Origin of the sequence: Cupriavidus sp. YAF13 (genome assembly GCF_052113425.1) — a bacterium.
Lineage (GTDB): Bacteria > Pseudomonadota > Gammaproteobacteria > Burkholderiales > Burkholderiaceae > Cupriavidus.
Genome location: NZ_JBFRDD010000072.1, coordinates 15,974 through 37,315 on the forward strand (window position 1 = coordinate 15,974; position 21,342 = coordinate 37,315).

General features: G+C 67.5%; 16 protein-coding genes. 7 read left to right on the top strand and 9 right to left on the bottom strand.

The genetic code is table 11. The features are described from left to right. Positions 1 to 64 precede the first annotated feature (64 nt). Positions 65 to 964, top strand: a complete 900-nt coding sequence (locus AB4061_RS36170; protein WP_441640937.1) for a dimethylarginine dimethylaminohydrolase family protein — start codon at positions 65 to 67, stop codon at positions 962 to 964. Between the two features lie 49 nt (positions 965 to 1,013). Beyond that, positions 1,014 to 2,090, top strand: a complete 1,077-nt coding sequence (locus tag AB4061_RS36175; RefSeq protein ID WP_441640938.1) for an ornithine cyclodeaminase — start codon at positions 1,014 to 1,016, stop codon at positions 2,088 to 2,090. A gap of 186 nt (positions 2,091 to 2,276) precedes the next feature. On the opposite strand, the gene AB4061_RS36180 is transcribed toward AB4061_RS36175, so the two are convergent. The 7 genes from AB4061_RS36180 to AB4061_RS36210 form a co-directional block, all read right to left on the bottom strand. After that, on the bottom strand, positions 2,277 to 2,879 hold the full coding sequence (locus AB4061_RS36180; protein WP_006160260.1) for a helix-turn-helix domain-containing protein: 603 nt from the start codon (positions 2,877 to 2,879) through the stop codon (positions 2,277 to 2,279). Between the two features lie 521 nt (positions 2,880 to 3,400). Next, positions 3,401 to 4,432 carry a glycosyltransferase family 2 protein gene (locus AB4061_RS36185; protein ID WP_441640939.1) on the bottom strand — a complete coding sequence of 344 codons (1,032 nt, stop codon included), beginning with the start codon at positions 4,430 to 4,432 and terminating at the stop codon, positions 3,401 to 3,403. Then, positions 4,413 to 4,979, bottom strand: coding sequence for a putative colanic acid biosynthesis acetyltransferase (locus tag AB4061_RS36190; protein ID WP_441640940.1), 567 nt, complete (start codon positions 4,977 to 4,979; stop codon positions 4,413 to 4,415). Before AB4061_RS36190 ends, AB4061_RS36185 begins: the two co-directional genes overlap by 20 nt. A gap of 428 nt (positions 4,980 to 5,407) precedes the next feature. Next, entirely contained in the window at positions 5,408 to 6,769 is a 1,362-nt protein-coding gene (locus AB4061_RS36195) for a sigma-54-dependent transcriptional regulator (protein WP_441640941.1), read from the bottom strand. After that, positions 6,759 to 8,675: a sensor histidine kinase gene (locus tag AB4061_RS36200; RefSeq protein ID WP_441640942.1), complete on the bottom strand. Its 1,917-nt coding sequence runs from the start codon at positions 8,673 to 8,675 to the stop codon at positions 6,759 to 6,761. The genes AB4061_RS36195 and AB4061_RS36200 overlap by 11 nt, the downstream gene beginning before the upstream one ends. 261 nt (positions 8,676 to 8,936) lie before the next feature. After that, positions 8,937 to 10,247, bottom strand: a complete 1,311-nt coding sequence (locus tag AB4061_RS36205) for a dicarboxylate/amino acid:cation symporter (RefSeq protein WP_441640943.1) — start codon at positions 10,245 to 10,247, stop codon at positions 8,937 to 8,939. Positions 10,248 to 10,832: 585 nt separating this feature from the next. Beyond that, positions 10,833 to 14,216: a diguanylate cyclase gene (locus AB4061_RS36210; RefSeq protein ID WP_441640944.1), complete on the bottom strand. Its 3,384-nt coding sequence runs from the start codon at positions 14,214 to 14,216 to the stop codon at positions 10,833 to 10,835. Between the two features lie 439 nt (positions 14,217 to 14,655). Between AB4061_RS36210 and AB4061_RS36215 the strand changes: the two genes are divergently transcribed. The 3 genes from AB4061_RS36215 to AB4061_RS36225 all read left to right on the top strand — a co-directional run bounded on the left by AB4061_RS36215 (position 14,656) and on the right by AB4061_RS36225 (position 17,778). Then, positions 14,656 to 14,871 (top strand): hypothetical protein, encoded by a 216-nt coding sequence (locus AB4061_RS36215; RefSeq protein ID WP_441640945.1) that lies wholly within the window; start codon positions 14,656 to 14,658, stop codon positions 14,869 to 14,871. A gap of 192 nt (positions 14,872 to 15,063) precedes the next feature. Continuing rightward, positions 15,064 to 15,522 carry a (2Fe-2S)-binding protein gene (locus tag AB4061_RS36220; protein WP_150988428.1) on the top strand — a complete coding sequence of 153 codons (459 nt, stop codon included), beginning with the start codon at positions 15,064 to 15,066 and terminating at the stop codon, positions 15,520 to 15,522. A 12-nt stretch (positions 15,523 to 15,534) separates the two neighbouring features. Further along, positions 15,535 to 17,778 (top strand): molybdopterin cofactor-binding domain-containing protein, encoded by a 2,244-nt coding sequence (locus AB4061_RS36225; protein WP_441640946.1) that lies wholly within the window; start codon positions 15,535 to 15,537, stop codon positions 17,776 to 17,778. A gap of 35 nt (positions 17,779 to 17,813) precedes the next feature. Here the strand turns inward: AB4061_RS36225 and AB4061_RS36230 are convergent, their stop codons facing one another. Together AB4061_RS36230 and AB4061_RS36235 are read right to left on the bottom strand one after the other, a co-directional pair. Beyond that, positions 17,814 to 18,677, bottom strand: coding sequence for an anti-sigma factor family protein (locus AB4061_RS36230; protein ID WP_441640947.1), 864 nt, complete (start codon positions 18,675 to 18,677; stop codon positions 17,814 to 17,816). Continuing rightward, positions 18,664 to 19,398 carry an RNA polymerase sigma factor gene (locus AB4061_RS36235; RefSeq protein WP_441640950.1) on the bottom strand — a complete coding sequence of 245 codons (735 nt, stop codon included), beginning with the start codon at positions 19,396 to 19,398 and terminating at the stop codon, positions 18,664 to 18,666. The genes AB4061_RS36230 and AB4061_RS36235 overlap by 14 nt, the downstream gene beginning before the upstream one ends. Before the next feature lie 214 nt (positions 19,399 to 19,612). On the opposite strand from AB4061_RS36235, the gene AB4061_RS36240 reads away from it, so the two are divergent. Together AB4061_RS36240 and AB4061_RS36245 are read left to right on the top strand one after the other, a co-directional pair. Continuing rightward, a complete protein-coding gene (locus tag AB4061_RS36240; protein WP_441640948.1) occupies positions 19,613 to 20,494 on the top strand; it encodes a metallophosphoesterase family protein in 882 nt (293 codons plus the stop codon). Positions 20,495 to 20,579: 85 nt separating this feature from the next. Beyond that, positions 20,580 to 20,954, top strand: coding sequence for a cupredoxin domain-containing protein (locus AB4061_RS36245; RefSeq protein ID WP_441640949.1), 375 nt, complete (start codon positions 20,580 to 20,582; stop codon positions 20,952 to 20,954). Positions 20,955 to 21,342: the final 388 nt, after the last annotated feature.

The window sequence follows — 21,342 nt, forward strand, 5'->3', positions numbered from 1 at the left end:
AGCACTGACTGACCCCCTTCACCCGTCACCCGTCACCCGTCACCCATCACCCAAAGGAGCCAGCGTGATCCACCAGCCCACCATCTTGCTTGTCGAGCCCACCCACTATGACGTGTCGTACAGCATCAACCCGTGGATGGACCCCGGCCTCTGGGCTAGCGACCCGCGCGGCATGCATCGCAATGCGGTGGCGTCCTTCGAATCCCTGCATGCGGCCCTGCAGGCGGCCGGCTTCACGGTGGAAACCGCGCCCGGCGCGCCCGGCCTGCCCGACATGGTGTTCCCCGCCAATGCCGCCGTGGTGCTGGACGGCCACGCCGTGCTGGCGCGCTTTCGCTATCCCCAACGGGCCGGCGAGGAAGCGCCCTTTGCGCGGATCTTCGAGGGCTTGCGCGCGCGCGGCCTGATCGACTCCGTCAGCCTGCTGCCCGAAGGCTGCTACCAGGAAGGCGCTGGCGATTGCATCTGGGATGCCGTGCGCGGCCATTTCTGGGCCGGCTTCGGCCCGCGCTCCTCGCGCGCCGCGGCCGATGCCATGGCGCGCCATTTCGGCCGCGAGGTTGTCGCGCTGGAGCTCGCCACGGAGCAGAGCTATCACCTCGACGTGTGCTTCTGCCCGCTGTCCGGCGGCGAGATCCTCTACTACCCGCCGGCCTTTACGCAGGACGCCCAGCGCACCTTGCGCGAGCGCGTCCCGGCCAGCCTGCGCATCGAAGCGAGCGAGGACGACCTGCGCCACTTCAGCGTCAATGCGGTCAACCTGCATGACCAGGTGGTGATGACGCGCACCACGCCGCACCTGCGCGCCGAACTGGGCCAGCGCGGCTACCAGTTGCGCGAGGTGGACCTGTCGCCGTACATGCTGTCCGGCGGCGGCGCCTACTGCATGACGCTGCGCCTGGACCGCACCAGCGGGCCGGCCCGGGCAAGCGTCGCGGCCGACGGCGCCGCGGTGGCGGCATGAGCGCGAAGCGCGAGCAAAAACCGATACCGAGCCAGCAAGGGAGAACATCATGAAGGAGATCGCCATGACCCGCTTTCTGGACGCCGCCGATGTGGCGGCGCTGGTGCGCGCCACGGGCGTCGTCAACGCCATTGCGCAGATGGCGCATCACATTCGCCAGGACTTTGTGCGCTGGGACGCATTCGATAAATCCGCGCGGCTGGCGACGCACTCCGTCGACGGGGTGATCGAGCTGATGCCGGTGAGCGACGCCGTGCAATACGCGTTCAAGTACGTCAACGGCCATCCGCGCAATGCGCAGAACGCCATGCCGACGGTGATGGCTTTTGGCGTGCTGGCGGAAGTGGCGACCGGCTTCCCGCTGCTGCTGTGCGACCTCACGCTGGCCACCGCGTTGCGCACCGCCGCCACGTCGGCGCTAGCCGCGCAGGCGATGGCGCGGCCCGGCGCCGCCACGCTGGCGCTGATCGGCAACGGCGCGCAGGCGGAGTTCCAGGCACTGGCCTTCCATGCCATGGTGGGCATCCGGGAGATCCGCGCCTACGACATCGATCCCGCTGCAACGGCGCGGCTCGCGCGCAACCTGCAAGGCGTGCAGGGGCTGAAGGTGGTGGCGGTGGACTCCGTGCGCGCAGCCGTGCAGGGCGCCGACATCATCAGCACCGTCACCGCCGACAAGACGCGGGCTACCATCCTCACGCCTGACCTGGCCGCGCCCGGCGTGCATATCAACGCGGTAGGCGGCGATTGCCCGGGCAAGACCGAACTGCACCCGCAGATCCTGCGCCAGGCGCGCATTGTGGTCGAGTACGCGCCGCAGACCCGCATCGAAGGCGAGATGCAGCAATTGCCACCGGATACGCCGGTGACGGAGTTGTGGGAGGTTTTATCCGGCCGGGTGGCCGGGCGCACCGAAACGGGGCAGGTGACGGTGTTCGACTCGGTGGGGTTTGCGCTGGAGGATTACTCCGCGCTGCGCTGGCTCCATGCCGCGGCCCACGCGCAGCATCGCGGCAGCCACGTGGAGCTCGTGGCGACGCCGCCGGATCCCCGCAATCTCTATGGCTGGATGATGGACGCCGGGGTGCCGCAGCCCGTGCGCGAGCCACTGGCGGCGCTGGCCTGAAGCGGCGGCACATGCCACAACGCCGCAGTCGTGCGGGTCACGAGACTGCGGCGTTGTGGTGTGCGGTATATAGCGAGTGCCACGCCCACGGGTAAGGGGCAAGGCAAGCCGGGCGGCCGGGTGACGGCCGGGCAGATAGCTGCCGGTGAAACGTCCTGGACAGGGTCTTGGCGATGTGCAGGCCGATCAGCCGGCTGCGCCCCGGGTCATCATCAGTTGCGCGCGCAGGAAGCCTTTGACTTCTTCCAGCGAGGGCGTCTTCAGGAACACCATGATGCCCCATTGCTGTAGCGCATCGGCCACGCCGTCATAGGCCTGGCGGTTGGTGATCACGGCGAAGATGACGTTCTGGCGCGCAAAGAAGTTCTGCAGCTTCTCGATGGTGGCCGACTCGGCGTCAGTGAGTTCTTCCACGTAGTACAGCACCACTCGCGGATGCGAGCTGACCGAAGTAATGATGGTATCCACCACGTCCTCCACCACCACGCTTTTCAGGGGCAAACCCCATTTGCCCAGTTGCGCGTGGATACGTTGGGCTTCCTGGTGGTTCGGGTGGAACACCACCAGGTCGAGTTCATGCACAGACGGAAGTTCCTGCCCCACGCGCGTGGCCAGCAGACGATGCACAGTCTCCTTATGTATGCGCCGGTGGCCACCGTTGGTTTTCCAGGCCCCGAGTTCGCCACGTTCCACCATCTTCTGCACCGTGCCCAATGACACATTGAGCAGCTTCGCGGCGGTACGCGTACTGTAGTAAGGCTTCTCAGCCAGTTCTGAATCCAGTTTCATCCGTTCACCCGTTAACTAAATACACCGCACTGCGAGAGGATCAGCAGTGACAGCGCGAGCTTTCCGCGCTGGTTTTGGGCTTGGCAATGCAAGGCAACGCGAGCAATGAGGACGGTTGCGTGCTGGCACCATTATTAGGCCTCTTGCGTAACCTGCCCTCGCATCGGGGGCGGCGGGAGCGACGGTGCTCCCACGGTTGTGCAACGGCATGATCTATGTCACTGGTGCCTGATTCTCCCAACGGAAGAATGCCAGCCTCGAATCATATGCGGTATCGAACATAAGCAACCAGACGGCGTGTCAAATATTTCGAAATCGCATTGAACGCTCCCACTTCTGGGTTTAAACGCATATTGCCGCGTTTTGGCAGACACGGGCGAGCGGGAATTTATCGCAAACATTACATACATCCGAAGTGCTTCCGCCGGGCGCTCCCAGTGTCGGAACGTATAGCGCACATGGCCGCGTGGCCACTCGCCGCAGGCATGACAAAAAGGGCGTGGGCAGCGTGTCGCTTGCCGTCAGGGATTTCGCCCGCCAGCCACCACCGCGGTGCGCCGGGTCGATGTGACTGGGGTGACTGGCCGGTTGCTGAATTCACCTTCCCCATCAGTTGCCATACCCGGCATCGGGAGGGACGGGCGCACGGGTGCCGGCGCGCCTTCCGGGCACACGGACTCGGGATCTGGCGCGGGCAGCGCCATGGACCTTTCCAGTTCGCGCGTCTTGAGCACGATGAAGTATTCGTAGATCGACTGCAGCATGGCGTAGGTGAGCCCGGCCCGTCCATCGAGAAAGCCGCGCTTGCCCAGATACAGGATCGCGAACTTGACGAGGGGGCGCATCGGCAGGCGGAAGAACAGTTCCTTCTGGTGCGCGCGGCGCCGGTGGAAATCCGTCGCGAACAGGGCTTCGGCCAGGCTGAACGCCACCTCGCCGCGCCGGTTCTCGATGATCTGCATCGCTTCCAGCCCGCTGTAATTGTTGTGGCGGGTGATCCAGTGGGTCACGCCTTTGCTGAACGGGTAGTGATCGAGGTAGCCCGTCAGCTCGCCGGCCGGGCCGTCGGGAATCGACACCGGGTTTACCAGGCGCTCGTAGCGCATCCGCTCCGGCCGGAACAAACGCAGGTAGAAGGGAGATGTCTGTACATGGCGCAGCCACGTGTCGAGGAAAAAGTCGCGCCGTTGCACCCGGAACGCGACCTCGTCGCGCGCCGCGCGCACCGCGGCCCGGGCTTGCGCCACAAGCTCGGGCGTCATGCGCTCGTCGGCGTCGATGTAGAACACCCAGGGATGGCGGAAACCGATGTGCTGCAGGCCCCAGTTCTGGTGGCTGGCCCAGTTGTCGAAGACGCGTTGCGTGACATGCGCGCCAAAGTGCTGCGCGATCGCCACCGTGGCGTCGGTGCTCATCGAGTCGTACACGTGAATGTCGTCCGACCAGGCCACGCTTTGCAGGCAGCCCGGCAGGTCCTGCTCCTCGTTGCGGGTCAGGATCAGCACGGAGATGCCCGGCGCTTGCAAGGGCTGGTCAGGCTGGGGGCTTGGCATGTCTGACTCTCGTGCTGATGGCGCGGGCCGGGATGCCCCCGTAGACGGTCCACGGCGTGCGCAGGCTTTTGCTCACCACCGCGCGCGGCGCGATCACCGCGCCCTCGGCCAGCGTCACCCCGGGCGAGACAAAGGCTTCGGCGCAGATCCACACGTGCGCCGCAAGCACGATGGGATGGGCTACCAGCTGGAAGTTGGCGCTGTTGTAGTCGTGCGTGCCGGTGCACAGGTGCGCGCCCTGCGAGACCACGCAGAAATCGCCGATGACGATCGGCGCCATGTTGTACAGCGTGACGCCATCGGCCACGCCGACATGGCTGCCCACGCGCAGGTTCCACGGCGCCCAGATCTTCGCGCCCGGATAGATATGCACATGCGGGCCCAGTTGCGCCCCGAACAAACGCAGCAGCGCCGCGCGCCACGCATGCAGCGGGCGCGGGCTTGGCCGGAACAGGCACAACCAGGCCCAGTGCCAGAGCTGGCGCTGAATCCGGTTGCCCAGCGAGAACGAAGCGCCGGTAGTCGGGTCGTTTCCTTGAAGGATCATCGTCGGTCCGCTCCTGCTTGTTGGCGGCTTCGCAATACGCGGCAAGGCCCGGCAGCCAAGGAGGCGACCACGGTGCGGGCCAGCACCGCGATCGCCGAACCCGGCCGAAGCCAGGCTTTGTCCCGCACCGGCCGCGCCAGGCACGGCAAGGTGCAAGGCACGCGGGAAGGGGTGAAACCATAGTGGCGCGGCGTGCGCGCCGCTTCGGTGCGGCACCTCACACAAGGAAAGGCGAAGCGCAAGGAAGCGGGAGGGAGGCGGGAGAGAAGCGAGAGGGAAGCGAGAGGGAAGCGAGAGGGAAGCGAGAGGGAAGCGAGAGGGRAGCGAGAGGGTAGCGGGAAAGCCGCAACGCAAGCTGCGCGCAAGCCGTTGCGGTTCAGCCGGTGGCAGCTAGCGCCGCCACCCGGAAAATCTCAACGCCTGGAATCTCAAAGCCGGTATTTCCTGACCTTATCGAACAAGGTCGTCTTGGCAATGCCCAGCGCCTCGCTGGCGCGGCTGAGGTTCCCCTCATGCTTGCGCATGGCGTCGGCAATCATGGCCCGCTCGAACTGTTCCACGGCCTGCGCCAGCGGCAGCGCCGCCGGCTCGGCGGTGCCTTGTCCCGGATTGCACCCCAGCCCCAGCACATGGCGCTCAGCCAGGTTGCGCAGTTCGCGCACATTGCCCGGCCACGGATAGGCCATCAGCGCAGCGAGTTCCGCCGGCGTGGCGGGCTGCGCCTCGCGCTCGAAGCGCAGCGCCGCCTGCGCGATAAAATGCTCGAACAGCGGCGGCACGTCTTCGCGCCGCTCGCGCAGCGGCGGCAGTTCCAGCGTCACCACGTTGAGCCGGTAGTACAGGTCGGCGCGGAACTGGCCGGCCGCTGAGAGCGCCTTCAAGTCTGCCTTGGTGGCCGCGACCACACGGGTGTTGACCGGCACCGGCGTATTGGAGCCAAGCCGCTCCACCACGCGCTCCTGCAGCACCCGCAGCAGCTTGATCTGCATCTGCATCGGCATGCTCTCGATCTCGTCGAGGAACAGCGTGCCGCCCTCGGCGTGCTCGATCTTGCCGATGCGCCGCCGCGCCGCGCCGGTAAACGAGCCGGCCTCGTGGCCGAAGATCTCGCTTTCGAACAGCTGCTCGGGCAGGCCGCCGCAATTGATCGGCACGAAGTGCCGCGCGCGCCGCGAGCTTGCTTCGTGCAGGCAACGGGCGACCAGTTCCTTGCCGGTGCCGGTCTCGCCGTGGATGAGCACGTTGGCGGCGGTATCGGCCAGGTCGGCGATCAGCTTGCGCAGCCGTTCGATGGATGGCGAATGGCCAATCAGGCGCGCCTGCAAGGTGTCGCGCCCGGCCAGCTTCCTGCGCAGCTCGGCCACTTCCAGCACCAGCCGGCGCTTTTCCAGCGCGCGCTGCGTGACCTCGACCAGACGCTCCGGCGAGAACGGTTTTTCCAGGAAGTGGTAGGCGCCGGCCTTCATGGCCTGCACGGCCAGGCTGACGTCGCCGTGGCCCGTGACCATCACCACCGGCAGCGCGTCGTCGCGCGAGCGCAGCTCATGCAGCAGCGCCATGCCGTCGATGCCGGGCAGGCGGATGTCGCTCACCACCACGCCGGGGAAATGGCTGCCGACTTCGCGCAGGGCGGCTTCGGCGCTCGCCACGGCACGCGTGGCAATGCCTTCGAGCCGCAGCGCTTGCTCGCAGCCCAGGCGCACGTCGGGGTCGTCTTCGACGATCAGCACGGTCAGCGGCGCGGGGTCGATCGCGTCGGGGGAGTCGGCGTTGTTCGGGTCAGTTGCCATGGCGGCTCTCCGGGTCAAGCCTGGCCAGCGGCAGCACCAGCGTGAAGCACGCGCCGCCGTCGGGGTGATTGCTGGCCTCCAGGCTGCCGCCGACCTCGTCCAGGATGCCGGCCGACAGCGTCAGGCCCAGGCCCAGCCCCTGTCCTGCCGGCTTGGTGGTGAAGAACGGCTCGAACAGCCGCGCGAAGGCTTCCTCGGACAGCCCGGGGCCGTTGTCGCGGATGGTCAGGTGCAGCTTGCTGCCCGCCAGGTGGCTGCGCAGCTCCAGCTGGGGCGCGGGGCTGCCGGCCAGCGCGTCGAGCGCGTTGCCGATCAGGTTGACCAGCACCTGTTCCAGCCGGTTGGGGTCGCACGTCACCATCAGGTCCGGCTCGATCTGCCGGACCAGCGCCGGGTGTAYCGCCTGCAGGCGTGTATCGAGCAGGAACAGGGCGTTGTCCACAGCGTCGTCCAGCGGCGCCAGGCGGCCGGCGGTGCCGCCATTGCCAGGCTTGCGCGCGAATGACTTGAGCGCGCCGGTGATACGCCCCATGCGCTCCACCAAGCCGATGATGGTGCCGAGGTTGGCTTGCGCGGTGGCATTGTCGCCGCGCTCGAGGAATTTCTGGGTATTGCCCGAGAGCGTGCGCAGGGCCGCCAGGGGCTGGTTGAGCTCGTGCGCGATGCCGGTGGACATCTGGCCGACGGCGGCCAGCTTGCCAGCCTGCAGCAGGCCATCCTGGGCCTGGCGCAAGGTGGCCTCGGTGCGGATGCGTTCGGCGACTTCCGCCTGCAGATGCTGGTTGGCGGCGGACAGGTCCGCGGTGCGCTCCGCCACCTTGCGCTCCAGTTCGCCGTTGGCGGCCTCCAGCGCGGCGCGCGCGGCCATGCGCTCGCTGGCGATGCGCCGGCGCACGTTCCAGGCCGCCGCCAGCAGCAACAGGAAGGCGGTCACCACGCCGGCCAGCGCGGCGGTGATGAGCGCGGCCACGCGGGCCTGCGAGGTGTTGGTCAGCAGCGTCAGGTGCCAGTCGGTGCCAACCAGTTCGGCGTTCTGCGCCAGCATGGGCGGGCCGCTGCGCAGGCGGACCAGGGTGTCGCTGTCGGACAGCTTGCGCACCGGCGTGAGTTCCAGCTGCGGGAGCGCGGCGCGGTTGTATTGCAGGTTGCGTTGCAGCCGCTCGCGCAGCTCGGGGGCCAGCGGCTTGAGCGCGCCCAGTTTCAGGGACGGGTCGGAGGCCAGGATCACCACGCCGTTCTCGTCCGTCAGCAGCATCTGGGCATCGGCGCCTTGCCAGCGGTTCTCCAGGGGTTCCAGCCCCACCTTGACGACCGCTACGCCGCTTGGCTTGTGGCGATCGCCCAGCGGCGCCGAGAGGTAGTAGCCGGCCTCGCTGCGGGTGGTGCCCACGCCATAGAAGCGGCCCAGCTGGCCGTCCGCGGCGTCGCTGAAGTAGGGGCGGAAGCTCAGGTCTTCGCCCAGGTAGCTGTCGGGGCGCTGCCAGTTGCTGGTGGCGAGCACGTGGCCGCGGGCATCGAGCACGAACACCACGCGGGTGCCGGCGCGGGCATTGACCGCGGCCAGGTACTGGTTGGCRGCCTCGACGCGTGCCGGGTCGTTCGGGTGCGCCAGCAGGGTAGCGATCTTGTCGTCCAGCGAGAGCAGGCTGGGCACGTAGTCATAGCGCGCCAGCTCGCTCGACAGGGCCTGCCCGTACAGGCGCAGCTGCACCTGGCCGCGCTCGCCCTGGCGCGCCAGGGCGTTGTCGTAGCTGTACCGGTAGCCCAAGGCGCCAGCCAGCCCGATCAGCATCGCCAGCGCCAGCATGGCCATGAGGGGCACCCATGGGCGCAGGCGTCTGGCACGAGCGGAGGTATCGTGCGGGGCGCCTTGCGGGGTAGCGTGTGAAGGGAGCGGGCCGGTCATGGGAGCGGGCGGAATGCGCAGGAAGCGAAGGCGATGGAACTCGGTCGCGGGCAGCGTACCCGACGGGTTAAGACTGCAGGCGCCAGCAAAAGTGCATCGTGCAAAGGGGTAAGAGTAGGGGTAGGAGCGCCAATGTGCACATTGTGCGATGGCGGCACCGCGGCGACCCCGTCTTTTACCACATCACGGTTTTCCGGCCCCCGGAAACAAAAAAAGGCCCGGCCACCTGATCGGTGGCCGGGCCTTGGCGCGCTGGCAGTGTTACTTGCCGGCCAGGACCTGAACGGGTGTCAGGCCGCGGTTGCCGTCGGCAGCGGTGTCATCCGCTTCTTCGGGCACCGGCGCGCCGATGGCGCCTTCGCTTTTGGCGACGACGGTTGTGGCAATGGCGTTGCCAAGCACATTGGTTACGGTACGGCCCATGTCCAGCACGTGGTCGATGCCCAGCACCAGCAGGATGCCGGCCTCGGGCAGGCCAAACATCGGCAGCACCGCGGCCACCACCACCAGCGAGGCGCGCGGCACGCCGGCAATGCCCTTGCTGGTGACCAGCAGCACCAGCAGCATGGTCACCTGCTGCGTGAGCGACAGGTGGATGCCGTACACCTGCGCCACGAACAGCGCGGCGAAGGACGTGTACATGATCGAGCCGTCCAGGTTGAACGAGTAGCCCAGCGGCAGCACGAAGCCCGTGATGCGCTCCTTGACGCCAAAGCGGCCGAGCTGCTCGATCACCTTGGGGTATGCCGATTCGCTGCTGGCGGTGGCGAAGCCGATCATCAGCGGGGCGCGCACCATCTTGAGCAGGCGGAACACATCGCGGCCGAGGAAGAAGTAGCCACCGGCGATCAGCGCCACCCACAGCAGCGCCAGCGACAGGTAGACAGCGCCCAGCAGCTTGGCGTACACCACCAGCACGCCCAGGCCTTCGGCGGTGATCACCGCGGCGACYGCGCCGAACACGCCGACCGGCGCGAAGGCCATCACATAGTTGGTGATCTTCAGCATCACGTGCGACAGGCCTTCGATGCCGGCCAGCACGGGTTTGCCGATGCCGTCCTTGAGCGTGCCCAGCGCAAAGCCGAAGAACAGCGAGAACACCACGATCTGCAGGATCTCATTGGTGGCCATGGCTTCGACGAAGCTCTTGGGGAACATGTGCGCAATGAAGTCGCGCAGGTTCAGCGCCCCGGTCTTCAGATTGGAGGCAGCGTCCGCCGCCGGCAGCGCCAGGTTCATGCCTTCGCCCGGGCGCAGCAGGTTGGCCATCACCAGGCCCAGCAGCAGCGAGGTGATGGACGCGGCGATGAACCATGCCATCGCCTTCATGCCGATGCGGCCAACGGCCTTGCCGTCGCCCATGCTGGCGATGCCGCCAACCAGGGTGGCGAACACCAGCGGCCCGATGATCATCTTGATCATGCGCAGGAACACATCGGTCAGGATGGACAGGTGGTCGGCGATGGACTTGGCGGCGGCGGGGTCCGGCGCGTAATGGTGGGCGGCCGTGCCGGCCAGCACGCCAAGCAGCATCGCAATGAAAATCAGGGTGGGCAGTCGGTTCAGTTTCATCAGAAGTCGGGCCGATGCGCCCGGCCAATGGCCGGACGGCTGTTTTGCGGGGGGCTGGCAGCCTTCTGGCATGGCGTTGCCGTCGTCGGGACAGCGCCATGCGGCCTCAGCCGGGAAGATCAGTGCCTGTTCAATTCCGGAATCATTCCGAAATCAATCCAGATCAATGCCGGATCAATGCCGAACGGGCATGGGCAGCGTGTGCCCGGCGCCCACCGGTGTGGTGGGCAAGGTCAGCAAGGCGGGGTCGATCATTGTTTCCTCCATTGTTTTGGGTCCGGGCCGGCACGGGGGGGGCCAACCGTCGACCTGTATGGCCGCTTGGGGCCGCGCATACATTGCACGAGGCGTGCCAGGCCAAAGGCCAAGCCGAAGCTGCCTAAGCCACTGAAAAACAAGGAGAAATTAATGTGCGCTCGACGCACGGTTCGGATTTCCGTGCGGGCATGGCGATAGGGCGTTCGGTTTTCCGAACGGGCGGCGGGGCGGAAAGCGGAACTGTCGCCCGTGCGGGCGACAGCGTGTGATGCAAGGGGCATGGCTGGCGGCGGCGCACGCCGCCGCCAGCCATGCACGCCAGGTGACTCAGGCGTTGTCCACCGGCAGGGTCGGGCAACTCTCCAGGAACAGTTCCAGCGGCATCGGCCGCCCGATCACATACCCCTGGGCATAGTCCACGCCAAGCGAGCGCAAGGCCTGCAGCGTTTCCTCGTCTTCCACGGATTCGGCCACGGTCAGCATGCCCAGGCGATGGCCGATATCGTTGATCGAGCTGACGATCTCGCGGTCCACCGCGCTGCCGGCCAGGTGGCGGATAAAGCTCCCGTCGATCTTGAGATAGTCCACCGGAAACTGCTTGAGATAGGAGAACGATGACAAGCCCGCCCCAAAATCGTCGAGCGCCACGGTGCAGCCAGCGCTGCGCATCTCGGTCACCAGGCGATTGGCCGCCGCCATGTTGTTGATCAGCGCGGTCTCGGTGATCTCCAGCTGGATGCGGCTGGCGGGCAGCACGGAGTCGTACAGCTCGGCGTGCAGGAACGGCAGCAGGAACGGCTCGCCCAGCGAATTGGCCGACAGGTTGATGGCGACCGTGAGCCTGGGCACCGCGGCCAGGCGCTCGCCGAATTCGTGCAGCACGTGGTGGATCACCCAGCGGTCCACATGGCCCATCAGGTCATAGCGCTCGGCGGCTGGGATGAACGCGCCCGGCATCACCAGCTTGCCTTGCTCGTCGACCATGCGCACCAGGATCTCGATATGGCGGTCGGCCTGGTTGTGCTCCTGCAGCGCGCGGATCTCCTGCGCGAACAGGCGGAAGCGGTTCGCATCCAGCGCCGAGTGGATGCCGGCGGCAACCTGCAGCTCCTGGTGGTGGCGCTGCGCATCGCTTTCGTCGCGCCGGTACACCGAGACGCGGCTGCGCCCGGCCGCCTTGGCGGCGTAGCAGGCTACGTCGGCGCGGCTCATCAGCTCGCCCATCGGCGGTGTTTCGTGGTCGATCGCGGTAATGCCGATGCTCGCGCCCACATCGTAGACCCGCCCTTCCCACGGGAAACGCTGGCTGCGGATGGCATCGATGATCTTCTGGCACACGCGCTCGGCCTGGTCCACCGTGCAGTCCATGAGCAGCAGCGCGAATTCGTCGCCGCCCAGGCGGGCGAGCAGGTCGTCCGGGCGCACGTGGTAGCGGATCACGTGGCCGAGCTCGCGCAGCAGTACGTCGCCCGCGGCATGCCCGGCCGTGTCGTTGACGATCTTGAAGCGGTCCAGGTCGATGAAGCACAGCGCGTGATGCTGTTGCTGCATGCGCGCAGCGTCGCAGGCCTCGCGCAGCCGCTTCTCGAACCAGATGCGGTTGGGCAGGCCGGTGAGCGCATCGTGCGAGGCCGAATGGGCCAGCTCGCGCTGCAGCGCGCGGGCGCCGGTGATGTCCTGGAACACCAGCACCGCGCCGATGACCTCGCCGGTAGCCGTGCGCACCGGGGCGGCGGAGTCCTGCACGTCATGGCGGTCGCCGGTCAGGCTTTGCAGCACCGCGCCGTCCTGCAGGTAGACCGGGCGCAAGGTCAGCAGGCACTGTTCCACCGGGCTGGGGATCGGCGCGTTGGTATGCTCGTCGACGATGCGGAAGATGGATTCGAGCGGCTGGCCGGCAGCCGCCTGCATGGTCCAGCCGGTGAGCTGCTCGGCGATCGGGTTCATGAAGGTGACGCCCATGGTGGCGTCGGTGCAGATCACCGCATCGCCGATCGAGCGCAGCGTGATATGCAGGCGTTCCTTCTCTTCGAACAGCGCCTCGGTGAGGCGGCGCTGTTCGGTGATGTCCCAGTTGGTGCCGATCATGGACACCGCGGTGTCATCGTCCTGGCGCAGCACCATGGCCATGGCGCGGATGTGGCGCACCGCGCCGTCGGGGCGCTGGATGCGGTATTCGGTATCGAAGGTGCGCGTGCCGCGCACCGCCTCGCGCATCTCGGTGCTTGCCTGCTCGACATCGTCCGGATGCACCATGGCCGTCCAGCGCTTGATGTCCGGCGCGCCCAGGGCAGGATCGACGCCGTGCAGCGCATGCATGCGCGCGTCCCACTCGATCGCGCCGCTGGCAACGTCCCATTCCCAGATGCCTACGCCGCCGGCTTCCACCGCCAGCTGGGTGCGGCGCGACAGCGCCTCGAGCTTTTCCAGCGCGGCCTTGCGCTCGTCGATGTCTTCCACCTGCGAGATGAAATGCAGCGGCTTGCCGGTGTTCTCGTCGTGCACCAGGGAGACGGCCAGCAAGGTCCAGCGATAGTGGCCGTCCTTGTGGCGGAAGCGCTTTTCTATCCGGTACGACTCGATCTCGCCGGCCAGCAGGCGCTCGACCTGGTGCAGGTCGGGGGCGAGATCGTCCGGGTGGGTGATGGTCGGGAAGGGCAGCTCCGCCAGCTCGGCGGCATCATAGCCAAACAGGTCGCAGATGGCGCGGTTGACCTGCAGCCAGCGGCCGTCCAGCCCCACCAGCGCCATGCCGATGGCCGAATGCTCCATGGCCTGGCGAAAGCGCCGCTCGCTGCCGCGCAGCTCGCTGCGGTCACGCCGGTTCTGCTCCAGCAGGAAGGCGATGCAGATCGGGAACACCATGACCAGCGTGGTCGACAGCTGCACCGACTGCAGCAGGAACGGCTCGTTCGCGCCCACGCCGAGCGATGCGGTGACGAGCCCCAGCGCCACCGTGCCGCAGATGGCCAGCAACGTCAGCAGGGCAGTGGCAAAGGGATTGGTCAGCAGCGCCGCCAGCACCAGCGGCAGCGCCATCACCACGAACGGCTCGTTGCTCTTATATAGCGCCACGCCGCCCACCGCCAGGCTCAGCAGGAGCAGGCCGGCAAAACGGGGCAGCTGCGCGCGGCGGAAGGTGTCGGCGAAACGCTCGCGGGTGATCGATACCATCAGCGGCAGCAGCATGACGATGCCCATCGAGTCCGCCGTCCACCAGGTCCACCAGACCGCGCCAAAGCCGCTGTGGTAGGCGGTGCTGATGGTGGCGGCGCCGATGGTGGCGCCCACCGCCGGTCCCAGCGTGCTGGCCGCGCCCAGCGTCAGCGCGAAGCGCGCCAGCGGTCCCGGGCGGGATAGCGTGGCGCCGCTGGTCATGGCGCGCACCAGCCACGCCGAGAACGCGATCTCGACGACGTTGCCCAGCGCCAGCGCCAGCGCAATGGCAGGGCTATCGCCCATGGCCGCGTTGGCCGCCAAGCCCGCCACCAGCATCCCCGCCAGCTGCCAGGGCACATCGCCGCTGCGCTGGTGCAGCAAGATGCCGAGGCCGAAAGCGTTGGCCAGCCAGAGCATGGCCACGTTTCCGGGGTAGCGCGACACGGCCAGCCCGGCCAGGGCCAGCAGGAAGAAGGCGATTGCCGATAGCGACACGCGTTGCCAGCGCGGGTAGGTGGCGGGCAAGGGGCGGACATCCAAATCTGGCGTCATATGGCGTCAGCCTGAAGCTGCGTTCTCGAAATTGAGGCGATGGGCGGGCGTCGGGCAGGTTGCACGCACGGCCCAGCTTAATGGATCAATATAGCGGCGATACRCCGGAATCACGAGGCAATAAGCCCCGGTGTGTTACCGCTGTTCGGACTAGCGCCGGACGCCGTTTTGCGGTAGGAACCTGGCCCGCGGCGAGCTGGAACCGGCCCTGGCGGCCAGTCTGCTGCCATGGCGGACAGGCGCGCTGCCGTTCCAGTCATACAGGCGTTTCAGGCATTGCCCCGCCGAGGAGGGGTATCGGCGCGGATATCGGACCGGCGCGAAGCGCGTCGAAACCGATGCAGCTCGCCGGCGCGCGCTGATCGTCGGCGCCTGGACCGAGTCCGCCAGCTATGTCGACCCGCTCATGCGCGGTGACGGCCACGCCGGGATCGACACCATGATCGCCGTTGTCCATTCGCGCCTTCCGGGTTTGCGCTTTACGCGCGGGACGCCGGTCGACGCACATGGCGGCAACCTGCGCTTTACCTGGGAACCGGCGCCGGCGGGTGCGGCAGCCGTGGTGGTCGGCACCGACTTCGCGACGGTGGCGGCGGACGGCCGGCTGCAAAGCATGACGGGCTTTATCGACCGCGCGCCGGAAGGCATGGCCTGAGGCCGCTCGGGTGCAGTGCACGGCACCGAACGCGACTTCCCTTTTTGCACTATGCTCACAAGGTTTTACGGCGTGCGCACCGCGGCTGGGGCACACGCTGCTGACCGGCCGCCGGCGGCGCGGCGTGGCGGATCGAACCGCCGCGACGCGCCGGGGGCGGACCAGGGCAAACAGACCCAAGGAGCTCCCCCCATGACCACGCTAGATATCAACGGCAAGCCGTTGCAGGTAGACGTTGATCCTTCCACGCCCCTGCTGTGGGCGTTACGCGACAGCCTTGGCATGACCGGCACCAAGTTCGGCTGCGGCATGGCCGCATGCGGCGCATGCACCGTGCACGTGAACGGCCAGGCCACGCGCAGTTGCGTGACGCCGGTCTCGGCGGCGCAGGGCGCGCGCATCACCACCATCGAGGGCGTTACCGGCGACAAGGTTGGCCGCGCGGTGCTCGACGCCTGGATCAAGCACGACGTGGCGCAGTGCGGCTATTGCCAGAACGGCCAGGTGATGAGCGCCGTCGGGCTGTTGCGCAGCAAGAAGCACCCAAGCGATGCCGACATCGACCAGGCCATGGCGGGAAACCTGTGCCGCTGCGGCACCTACCAGCGCATCCGCGCGGCCATCAAGGACGCGGCGCGCGCGCTGGCTTAAGGGGACGACACCATGCGAATCAGATACCTCGAAGCGCTGGCCGGCGGCAATCGCAGGCACGCGGACGCTGGCGGCGTCGCCGCGCTGGACCGCCGCAGTTTTCTCAAGCTGACCGGCTTTGCCGGTGGCGGCCTGGCGCTCGGCATCCTGCCAGCCCAGGCCGCGCTGGCGCAGGAAGGCGCGGCGCCCAAGGCCCCGCCTTCACCGCCGCAGGCGTTCCTGCTGATCGCGCCGGACAACACCGTCACGGTGGCGGTCAACCGGCTCGAATTCGGCCAGGGCGTGCATACGGCGCTGCCCATGGCGCTGGCCGAAGAGCTTGACGTGGACTGGCGCAACGTGCGCGCCACGCTGGCGCCCGCCGGCGATGCGTACAAGGATCCCGCCTTCGGCATGCAGATCACCGGCGGCTCCACCGCGCTCAACCATTCCTTCCAGCAGTACCGCGAGCTGGGCGCGCGCGCCCGCGCCATGCTGGTTTCCGCCGCGGCCACGCAGTGGCAGGTCGATCCGGCGAGCTGCCAGGTGGCGCTGGGCGTGGTCACCTCCGGCAGCCATCGCGCTACCTTTGGCGAGTTGGCGCAGGCTGCCATGGCGCTGCCGGTGCCGCAGCAGGTAACGCTCAAGAACCCGGCGCAGTTCAAGCTCATCGGCAAGCCCACGCGCCGGCTGGACGCGCGCGGCAAGCTGGAGGCTACCACCGCCTTCGGTATCGACGTGCATCTCACGAACATGGTGGTGGCCGTGGTGGCACGCCCGCCGCGCTTTGGCGGCAAGGTGAAATCCTTCAACGCCGACAAGGCACGCGCGATCAAGGGCGTGGCCGACGTGATGCTGGTGCCGGTGGATCGCGGCGGCACCGGCGTGGCGGTGGTGGCCAATGGCTACTGGCCGGCCAAGCAGGCGCGCGATGCGCTGGAGATCGTGTGGGAAGACAGCGGCTCCAGCGTTTCCACCAAGGACCTGTTCGCGCAGTACAGAACGCTGGCCGCGCAACCCGGCACGGTGGCGCTGCAGGCTGACCTGGGCGCCATGTCCGGCGCCGCGCGCACCATCTCGGCGGATTACGAGTTTCCCTACCTGGCGCATGCGCCGATGGAGCCGCTGAACTGCACCTTGCAGGCCGAGGTGTCGGGCAAAGCGGTGCAGAGCGTGAAGGTATGGGTGGGCTCGCAGTTCCAGACCGTGGACCAGGCCGCCATCGGGCGCGTGCTCGGGCTGCCGCCGGCCAAGGTCACGCTCAACACCATGATGGCGGGCGGCGGGTTCGGCCGGCGTGCCGTGCCCACCTCCGACTACCTGGTCGAAGCGGCCAACGTGCTGCTGGCCTGGGTCAAGAACGGGCATGACGAACCGCTCAAGGTGATGTGGAGCCGCGAGGACGATATCCGCGGCGGCTACTACCGGCCGCTGCATGTGCACCGCGCGCGCATCGGCACCGATGCGCAGGGGCAGGTGCTCGGCTGGCAGCACACCGTGGTCGGGCAGTCCATCCTCTCCGGCACGCCGTTCGAGGCGTTCATGGTCAAGGGCGGCGTGGACTCGACCATGGTCGAAGGCCTGGTTGAGAACGACTACGGCTTCCCGCTGCAACTATCGGTGCACCACCCGCAGGTGGCGGTGCCGGTGCTGTGGTGGCGCTCGGTGGGCAACACGCACACCGCCTTCGTCAAGGAAACGCTGGTCGACGAAGTGGCCGTCAATGCCAGGCAGGATCCGGTGGCTTACCGCCTCGCGCGGCTGGACGCGGGCAAGCACGCGCGCCATCGCGCGGCGCTGCAGCTGGCGGTGGACAAGTCCGGCTACGGCAAGCGCAAGCTGCCCAAAGGCCAGGCCTGGGGCGTGGCGGTGCACGAGTCGTTCGGCACGGTGGTGGCCTATGTGGTGGAGGTGTCGCTGGTGAAAAACGAGCCACATGTGCATCGCGTGACGGCCGGGGTGCATGCCAACCGCGTGGTTAATCCCATGTCGGCCGAGGCGCAGGTGCAGGGCGCATGCGTGTTCGGGCTGGCGATGACGCGGCCGGGCTTTGCCATCGAGATTGAAAACGGCGCGGTGAAGAACAGCAACTTCCCCGACTATCCGCCGCCGCGCATCACCGATGCGCCGGTGGTGGACGTGTTCTTCGTGCCCTCCGAGGATCCGCCCACCGGGCTGGGCGAGCCGGGCGTGCCAGCCATTGCGCCAGCGGTGGCCAACGCGCTGTTCACGCTCACCGGCAAGCGCCAGCGGCAGTTGCCGTTCGTGTTCGCCTGAGCGGGCCTGAGCTGGCCTGAGCCCAGGCGCCGGGCTCAGGGCGCGCGGTTGTCGCCGGCCGCGCGCCAGGCCTGCGTGAAGCGCAGCAGGTCGTCGGCCGAGGCATCGGTGATGGCGGCGTAGCGCATGCCGTCCGACTCCCAGAGCGCCAGCTGGTAGCCTTGGCGCGACTCGATCTGCGCCGCCTCGCTACGGCCGGGGTTGAGGGCAGGCTTGCTGTCCGGCTTGTCCGCCGTGCGCGCTGGCAGCACGAACACATCGATGGGGTGCTGGTTGCGGCGGTAGACCAGCACCGCCACCGGCCGCCCGTGCACGTAGTCGAGCCGTCCCCCGACCAGCGGGAAATCTTGCGCAGCGAGTTCCCGTACCGACGGCGCGTAGTCGATCCGGCCATTGAACCAGGGCTTGACGGTGTGGCGGTCCGATGAGGCGACATCGATCGTGTGCCCCGAGATCAGTGCGCGCACGTGGCTGCTCACCATCTCGCCTTCCACCGTCGGCCCGGAGCCATCGCTCAGCGCGTACTGGGCCATGCCAATGCCCAGCGTCGCCACCGTCAGCGCGGCCATGGCGGCATTGGCGGCCGGGCCCCATTCGAAATAGCGCCGCATCCGTTGCCACCATGCGCCACCGTTGCCGGAGGGCGCCGCCGCATCGCGCGAGCCGGCCGCGGCCTGGGCTGCGTCCAGCGCCGTGCCGAGCCGCGCGCGCAGGGCCGGCCCGGCGCGGTGGTAGGGCGCATGCGCGCGCAATACGGTGCGCAATTCGCGCAGGTGCGCGAGCTGCGCGGTGCAGGCCGCACATTGCGCCAGGTGCCGCTCAAGGCGCAAAGCATCGCCTGCGCCGAGCTCCCCGTCGGCACTGGCTTGCAGCAGCAGGCGGGCGTCATTGCAGTTCATGGCCTGTCTCCCCTGCAGGTTGCGGCGGTGTGGCGTGGATGGCGGTTGCCGCGGCGGCCCTGCCCGTTGCCGGTGCGCTGGACAGGGTGCCTGCCGCGCTAAGGTCGGCGCCGCCCTGGGTGCCGGTGCCGCGCGCGTCCTCCGCGTGCATGGCGAGCACCGCCGCCGCCAGCAGTTTGCGCGCGCGTGCCAGCCGCGACATCACGGTACCCAGCGGGATGTCCGCGACGGTGGCGATGTCGCGATAAGGCAGGTCCTCCAGCTCACGCAGCACCAGGACTTCCCGAAAGGCCAGCGGCAGTCGCTCCAGCGCCACATGCAGCAGCCGGATATCCTCGGCGCGCAACAGCCATTGCTCAGGGCTGTCGCCGTGGCCATCCTGCCAGCCGGGCAGCGGCTCGCCATCGAAATGCGCATCGTCGTAGTCAGCGCTCTCGGCCTGGCCCGGCTGGTGCCGCTTGCGCCAGGCGGTGAACCACGTGTTGCGCACGATCGCCAGCAGCCACGCGCGTGGCTGGTCGCCCCGGAAGCTGTCAAAAAAGCAGAAAGCCCGCAGGCAGGCTTCCTGCACCACGTCATCGGCCTCCATGGGGCTGCCCGACAGCCAGCGGGCCAGGTTGTAGGCGGCGTCGAGGTGCGGAAGCACCAGATCGTCGAAACGGCGGCGCTGGTCGGCAGCGTTCACGTCACTCCTTTGGCTCGGTGCCCGGGTTGGACGCATCGCGCGCGCTTCCCCGTTCATTCCGTCTCTGCCGCGTATACCGGAAATGCACTGAGTTTATTCCCGATTCTCACCACCACCACGCAAAAAAAATATCGCCGGCAACGGGAATAAACACGCTTGCGCGCCGGTATGACAGGCAGGTCCCCAGCAACCGGATCAATCCGACCGATCCGATCAATCCGGTCGATCCGATCAACCGATGGAGCTCAATATGCAGCGAGCATGGAAGCGGCGCGATTTTCTCGGGCTTGCCGCGTGCGCCGGCGGCGCGGTGTTTGTGTCGGCATTGCCCGGATGGGCCGCCGGCCGCGACGAATCGTTCTACTTTGTCCAACTCTCGGACGCGCACTGGGGCTTCCAGGGCCCGCCCAATCCCGACGCGCGCGGGACCTTGCCCAAGGCGGTGGCAGCGGTCAACGCACTGGCGGAGCCGCCGGATTTCCTGATGTTCACCGGCGACCTCACCCACACCACCGATGACCCCGCCGAGCGCCGCCGGCGCATGCGCGAGTTCCAGTCGATCATCGCCGCGCTCAAGGTGCCGGTCGTGCACCTGATGCCGGGTGAGCACGACGCCAGCCTGGACCAGGGCGCTGCCTACCGCGAACTGTTCGGGCCCACGCATTATGTGTTCGACCACAAGGGCGTGCACTTCATCGTGCTGGACAACGTGTCTGATCCTGCCGGGCGGGTAGGCGCGGCGCAGCTCGACTGGCTCGCCGCGGATCTTGCGCAGCAGCCGCAGTCGGCGCGCATCGTGGTGTTCACGCACCGTCCGCTGTTCGACCTGTATCCGCAGTGGGACTGGGCCACCCGGGACGGCGCGCAGGTCATCGAGCGGCTGATGCCGCATCCCAACGTGACGGTGTTCTATGGGCACATCCACCAGGAGCATCACCACATGACCGGGCATATCGCGCACCACGCGGCGCGCTCGCTGATGTTCCCGTTGCCGGCGGCGGGGTCGCAGCCGCAGCGCTTGCCGGTGCCGTGGGATCCGGCGCAGCCTTATCGGGGATTGGGCTGGCGGGAAGTGGAGGCGGGCAGGGCTGCGGGGGATTTCGGGATCGAGGAGAAGCCTGTCAACGGTTGAGCGGATCGTGCCGTGTCGCTTTGATCGGCTTGGATTGGCTTTGAGCCGCTTGGAACCGCTTTGAACTCGCTATCAGGAGTTGGTCATGTCGGAAATCGGACGGGAAGGAATCAGCCGCAGGCGGGCGCTGTGCTGCTTGCTGGCGCTGGCGGGCGGGACGCCACTGTTGCAAAGCGCTGCCGCTGCGCCGCGGGTGATCAAGGTGCATGCGCGCAAGTTTGTCTTCACGCCAAACCGGATTGCGCTGCGGGTTGGCGAGCCGGTGGTGTTCGAGCTGACCGCGCAGGATGTGATCATGGGGTTTAGCGTGCCGGATCTCGGCATTCGGGAGGATTTGCCGCCCGGCAAGGTCGTGCGGGTTTCGGCCTTGCCCAAGGTGGCTGGCAGCTTTGTGTTCCTGTGCGATATTTTCTGTGGGTCGGGGCACGAGACGATGAATGGGGTGATTGAGGTTAGTTAGGTTGTTGCGGCTGCAGCTGATTGACGTCAAGGTCAAAGGCAACTGCAGTTTCACCACCCCTGCGGGGCGGCGACCTACTTTTTTGTCTTGCCAAAAAAGTAGGCAAAAAAGGCGCGCCGGATGGGGCGACACCCCCTCGGGCTTCGGCGAAAAGAGCGGCCGGGACCCAAACTCGCATCGCCTTAAGGCGATACTCAGACATGGGTCCCTCTTTTCCGCTCTTTTCGCCGAATCCCGAGGCGCCCCATACGGCCTTGGCACACCTTGACGGCTCGCTTCGCATCGCGTTGGGGTGATTCCCGCCCTTCGTGCGGGAATCACGGCTACACCGAATCGATGCTCTGACTCTCCTGCCGGTTTTCTCCCCTCTCCCACACTTGTGGGAGAG

Excerpts from the sequence above, each read along its gene's own strand:
- AB4061_RS36175 (WP_441640938.1), top strand. The coding sequence starts at position 1,014 with ATGAAGGAGATCGCCATGACCCGCTTTCTGGACGCCGCCGATGTGGCG.
- AB4061_RS36180 (WP_006160260.1), bottom strand. The coding sequence starts at position 2,879 with ATGAAACTGGATTCAGAACTGGCTGAGAAGCCTTACTACAGTACGCGT.
- AB4061_RS36185 (WP_441640939.1), bottom strand. The coding sequence starts at position 4,432 with ATGCCAAGCCCCCAGCCTGACCAGCCCTTGCAAGCGCCGGGCATCTCC.
- AB4061_RS36190 (WP_441640940.1), bottom strand. The coding sequence starts at position 4,979 with ATGATCCTTCAAGGAAACGACCCGACTACCGGCGCTTCGTTCTCGCTG.
- AB4061_RS36195 (WP_441640941.1), bottom strand. The coding sequence starts at position 6,769 with ATGGCAACTGACCCGAACAACGCCGACTCCCCCGACGCGATCGACCCC.
- AB4061_RS36210 (WP_441640944.1), bottom strand. The coding sequence starts at position 14,216 with ATGACGCCAGATTTGGATGTCCGCCCCTTGCCCGCCACCTACCCGCGC.
- AB4061_RS36215 (WP_441640945.1), top strand. The coding sequence starts at position 14,656 with ATGATCGCCGTTGTCCATTCGCGCCTTCCGGGTTTGCGCTTTACGCGC.
- AB4061_RS36220 (WP_150988428.1), top strand. The coding sequence starts at position 15,064 with ATGACCACGCTAGATATCAACGGCAAGCCGTTGCAGGTAGACGTTGAT.
- AB4061_RS36225 (WP_441640946.1), top strand. The coding sequence starts at position 15,535 with ATGCGAATCAGATACCTCGAAGCGCTGGCCGGCGGCAATCGCAGGCAC.
- AB4061_RS36230 (WP_441640947.1), bottom strand. The coding sequence starts at position 18,677 with ATGAACTGCAATGACGCCCGCCTGCTGCTGCAAGCCAGTGCCGACGGG.
- AB4061_RS36235 (WP_441640950.1), bottom strand. The coding sequence starts at position 19,398 with ATGCGTCCAACCCGGGCACCGAGCCAAAGGAGTGACGTGAACGCTGCC.
- AB4061_RS36240 (WP_441640948.1), top strand. The coding sequence starts at position 19,613 with ATGCAGCGAGCATGGAAGCGGCGCGATTTTCTCGGGCTTGCCGCGTGC.
- AB4061_RS36245 (WP_441640949.1), top strand. The coding sequence starts at position 20,580 with ATGTCGGAAATCGGACGGGAAGGAATCAGCCGCAGGCGGGCGCTGTGC.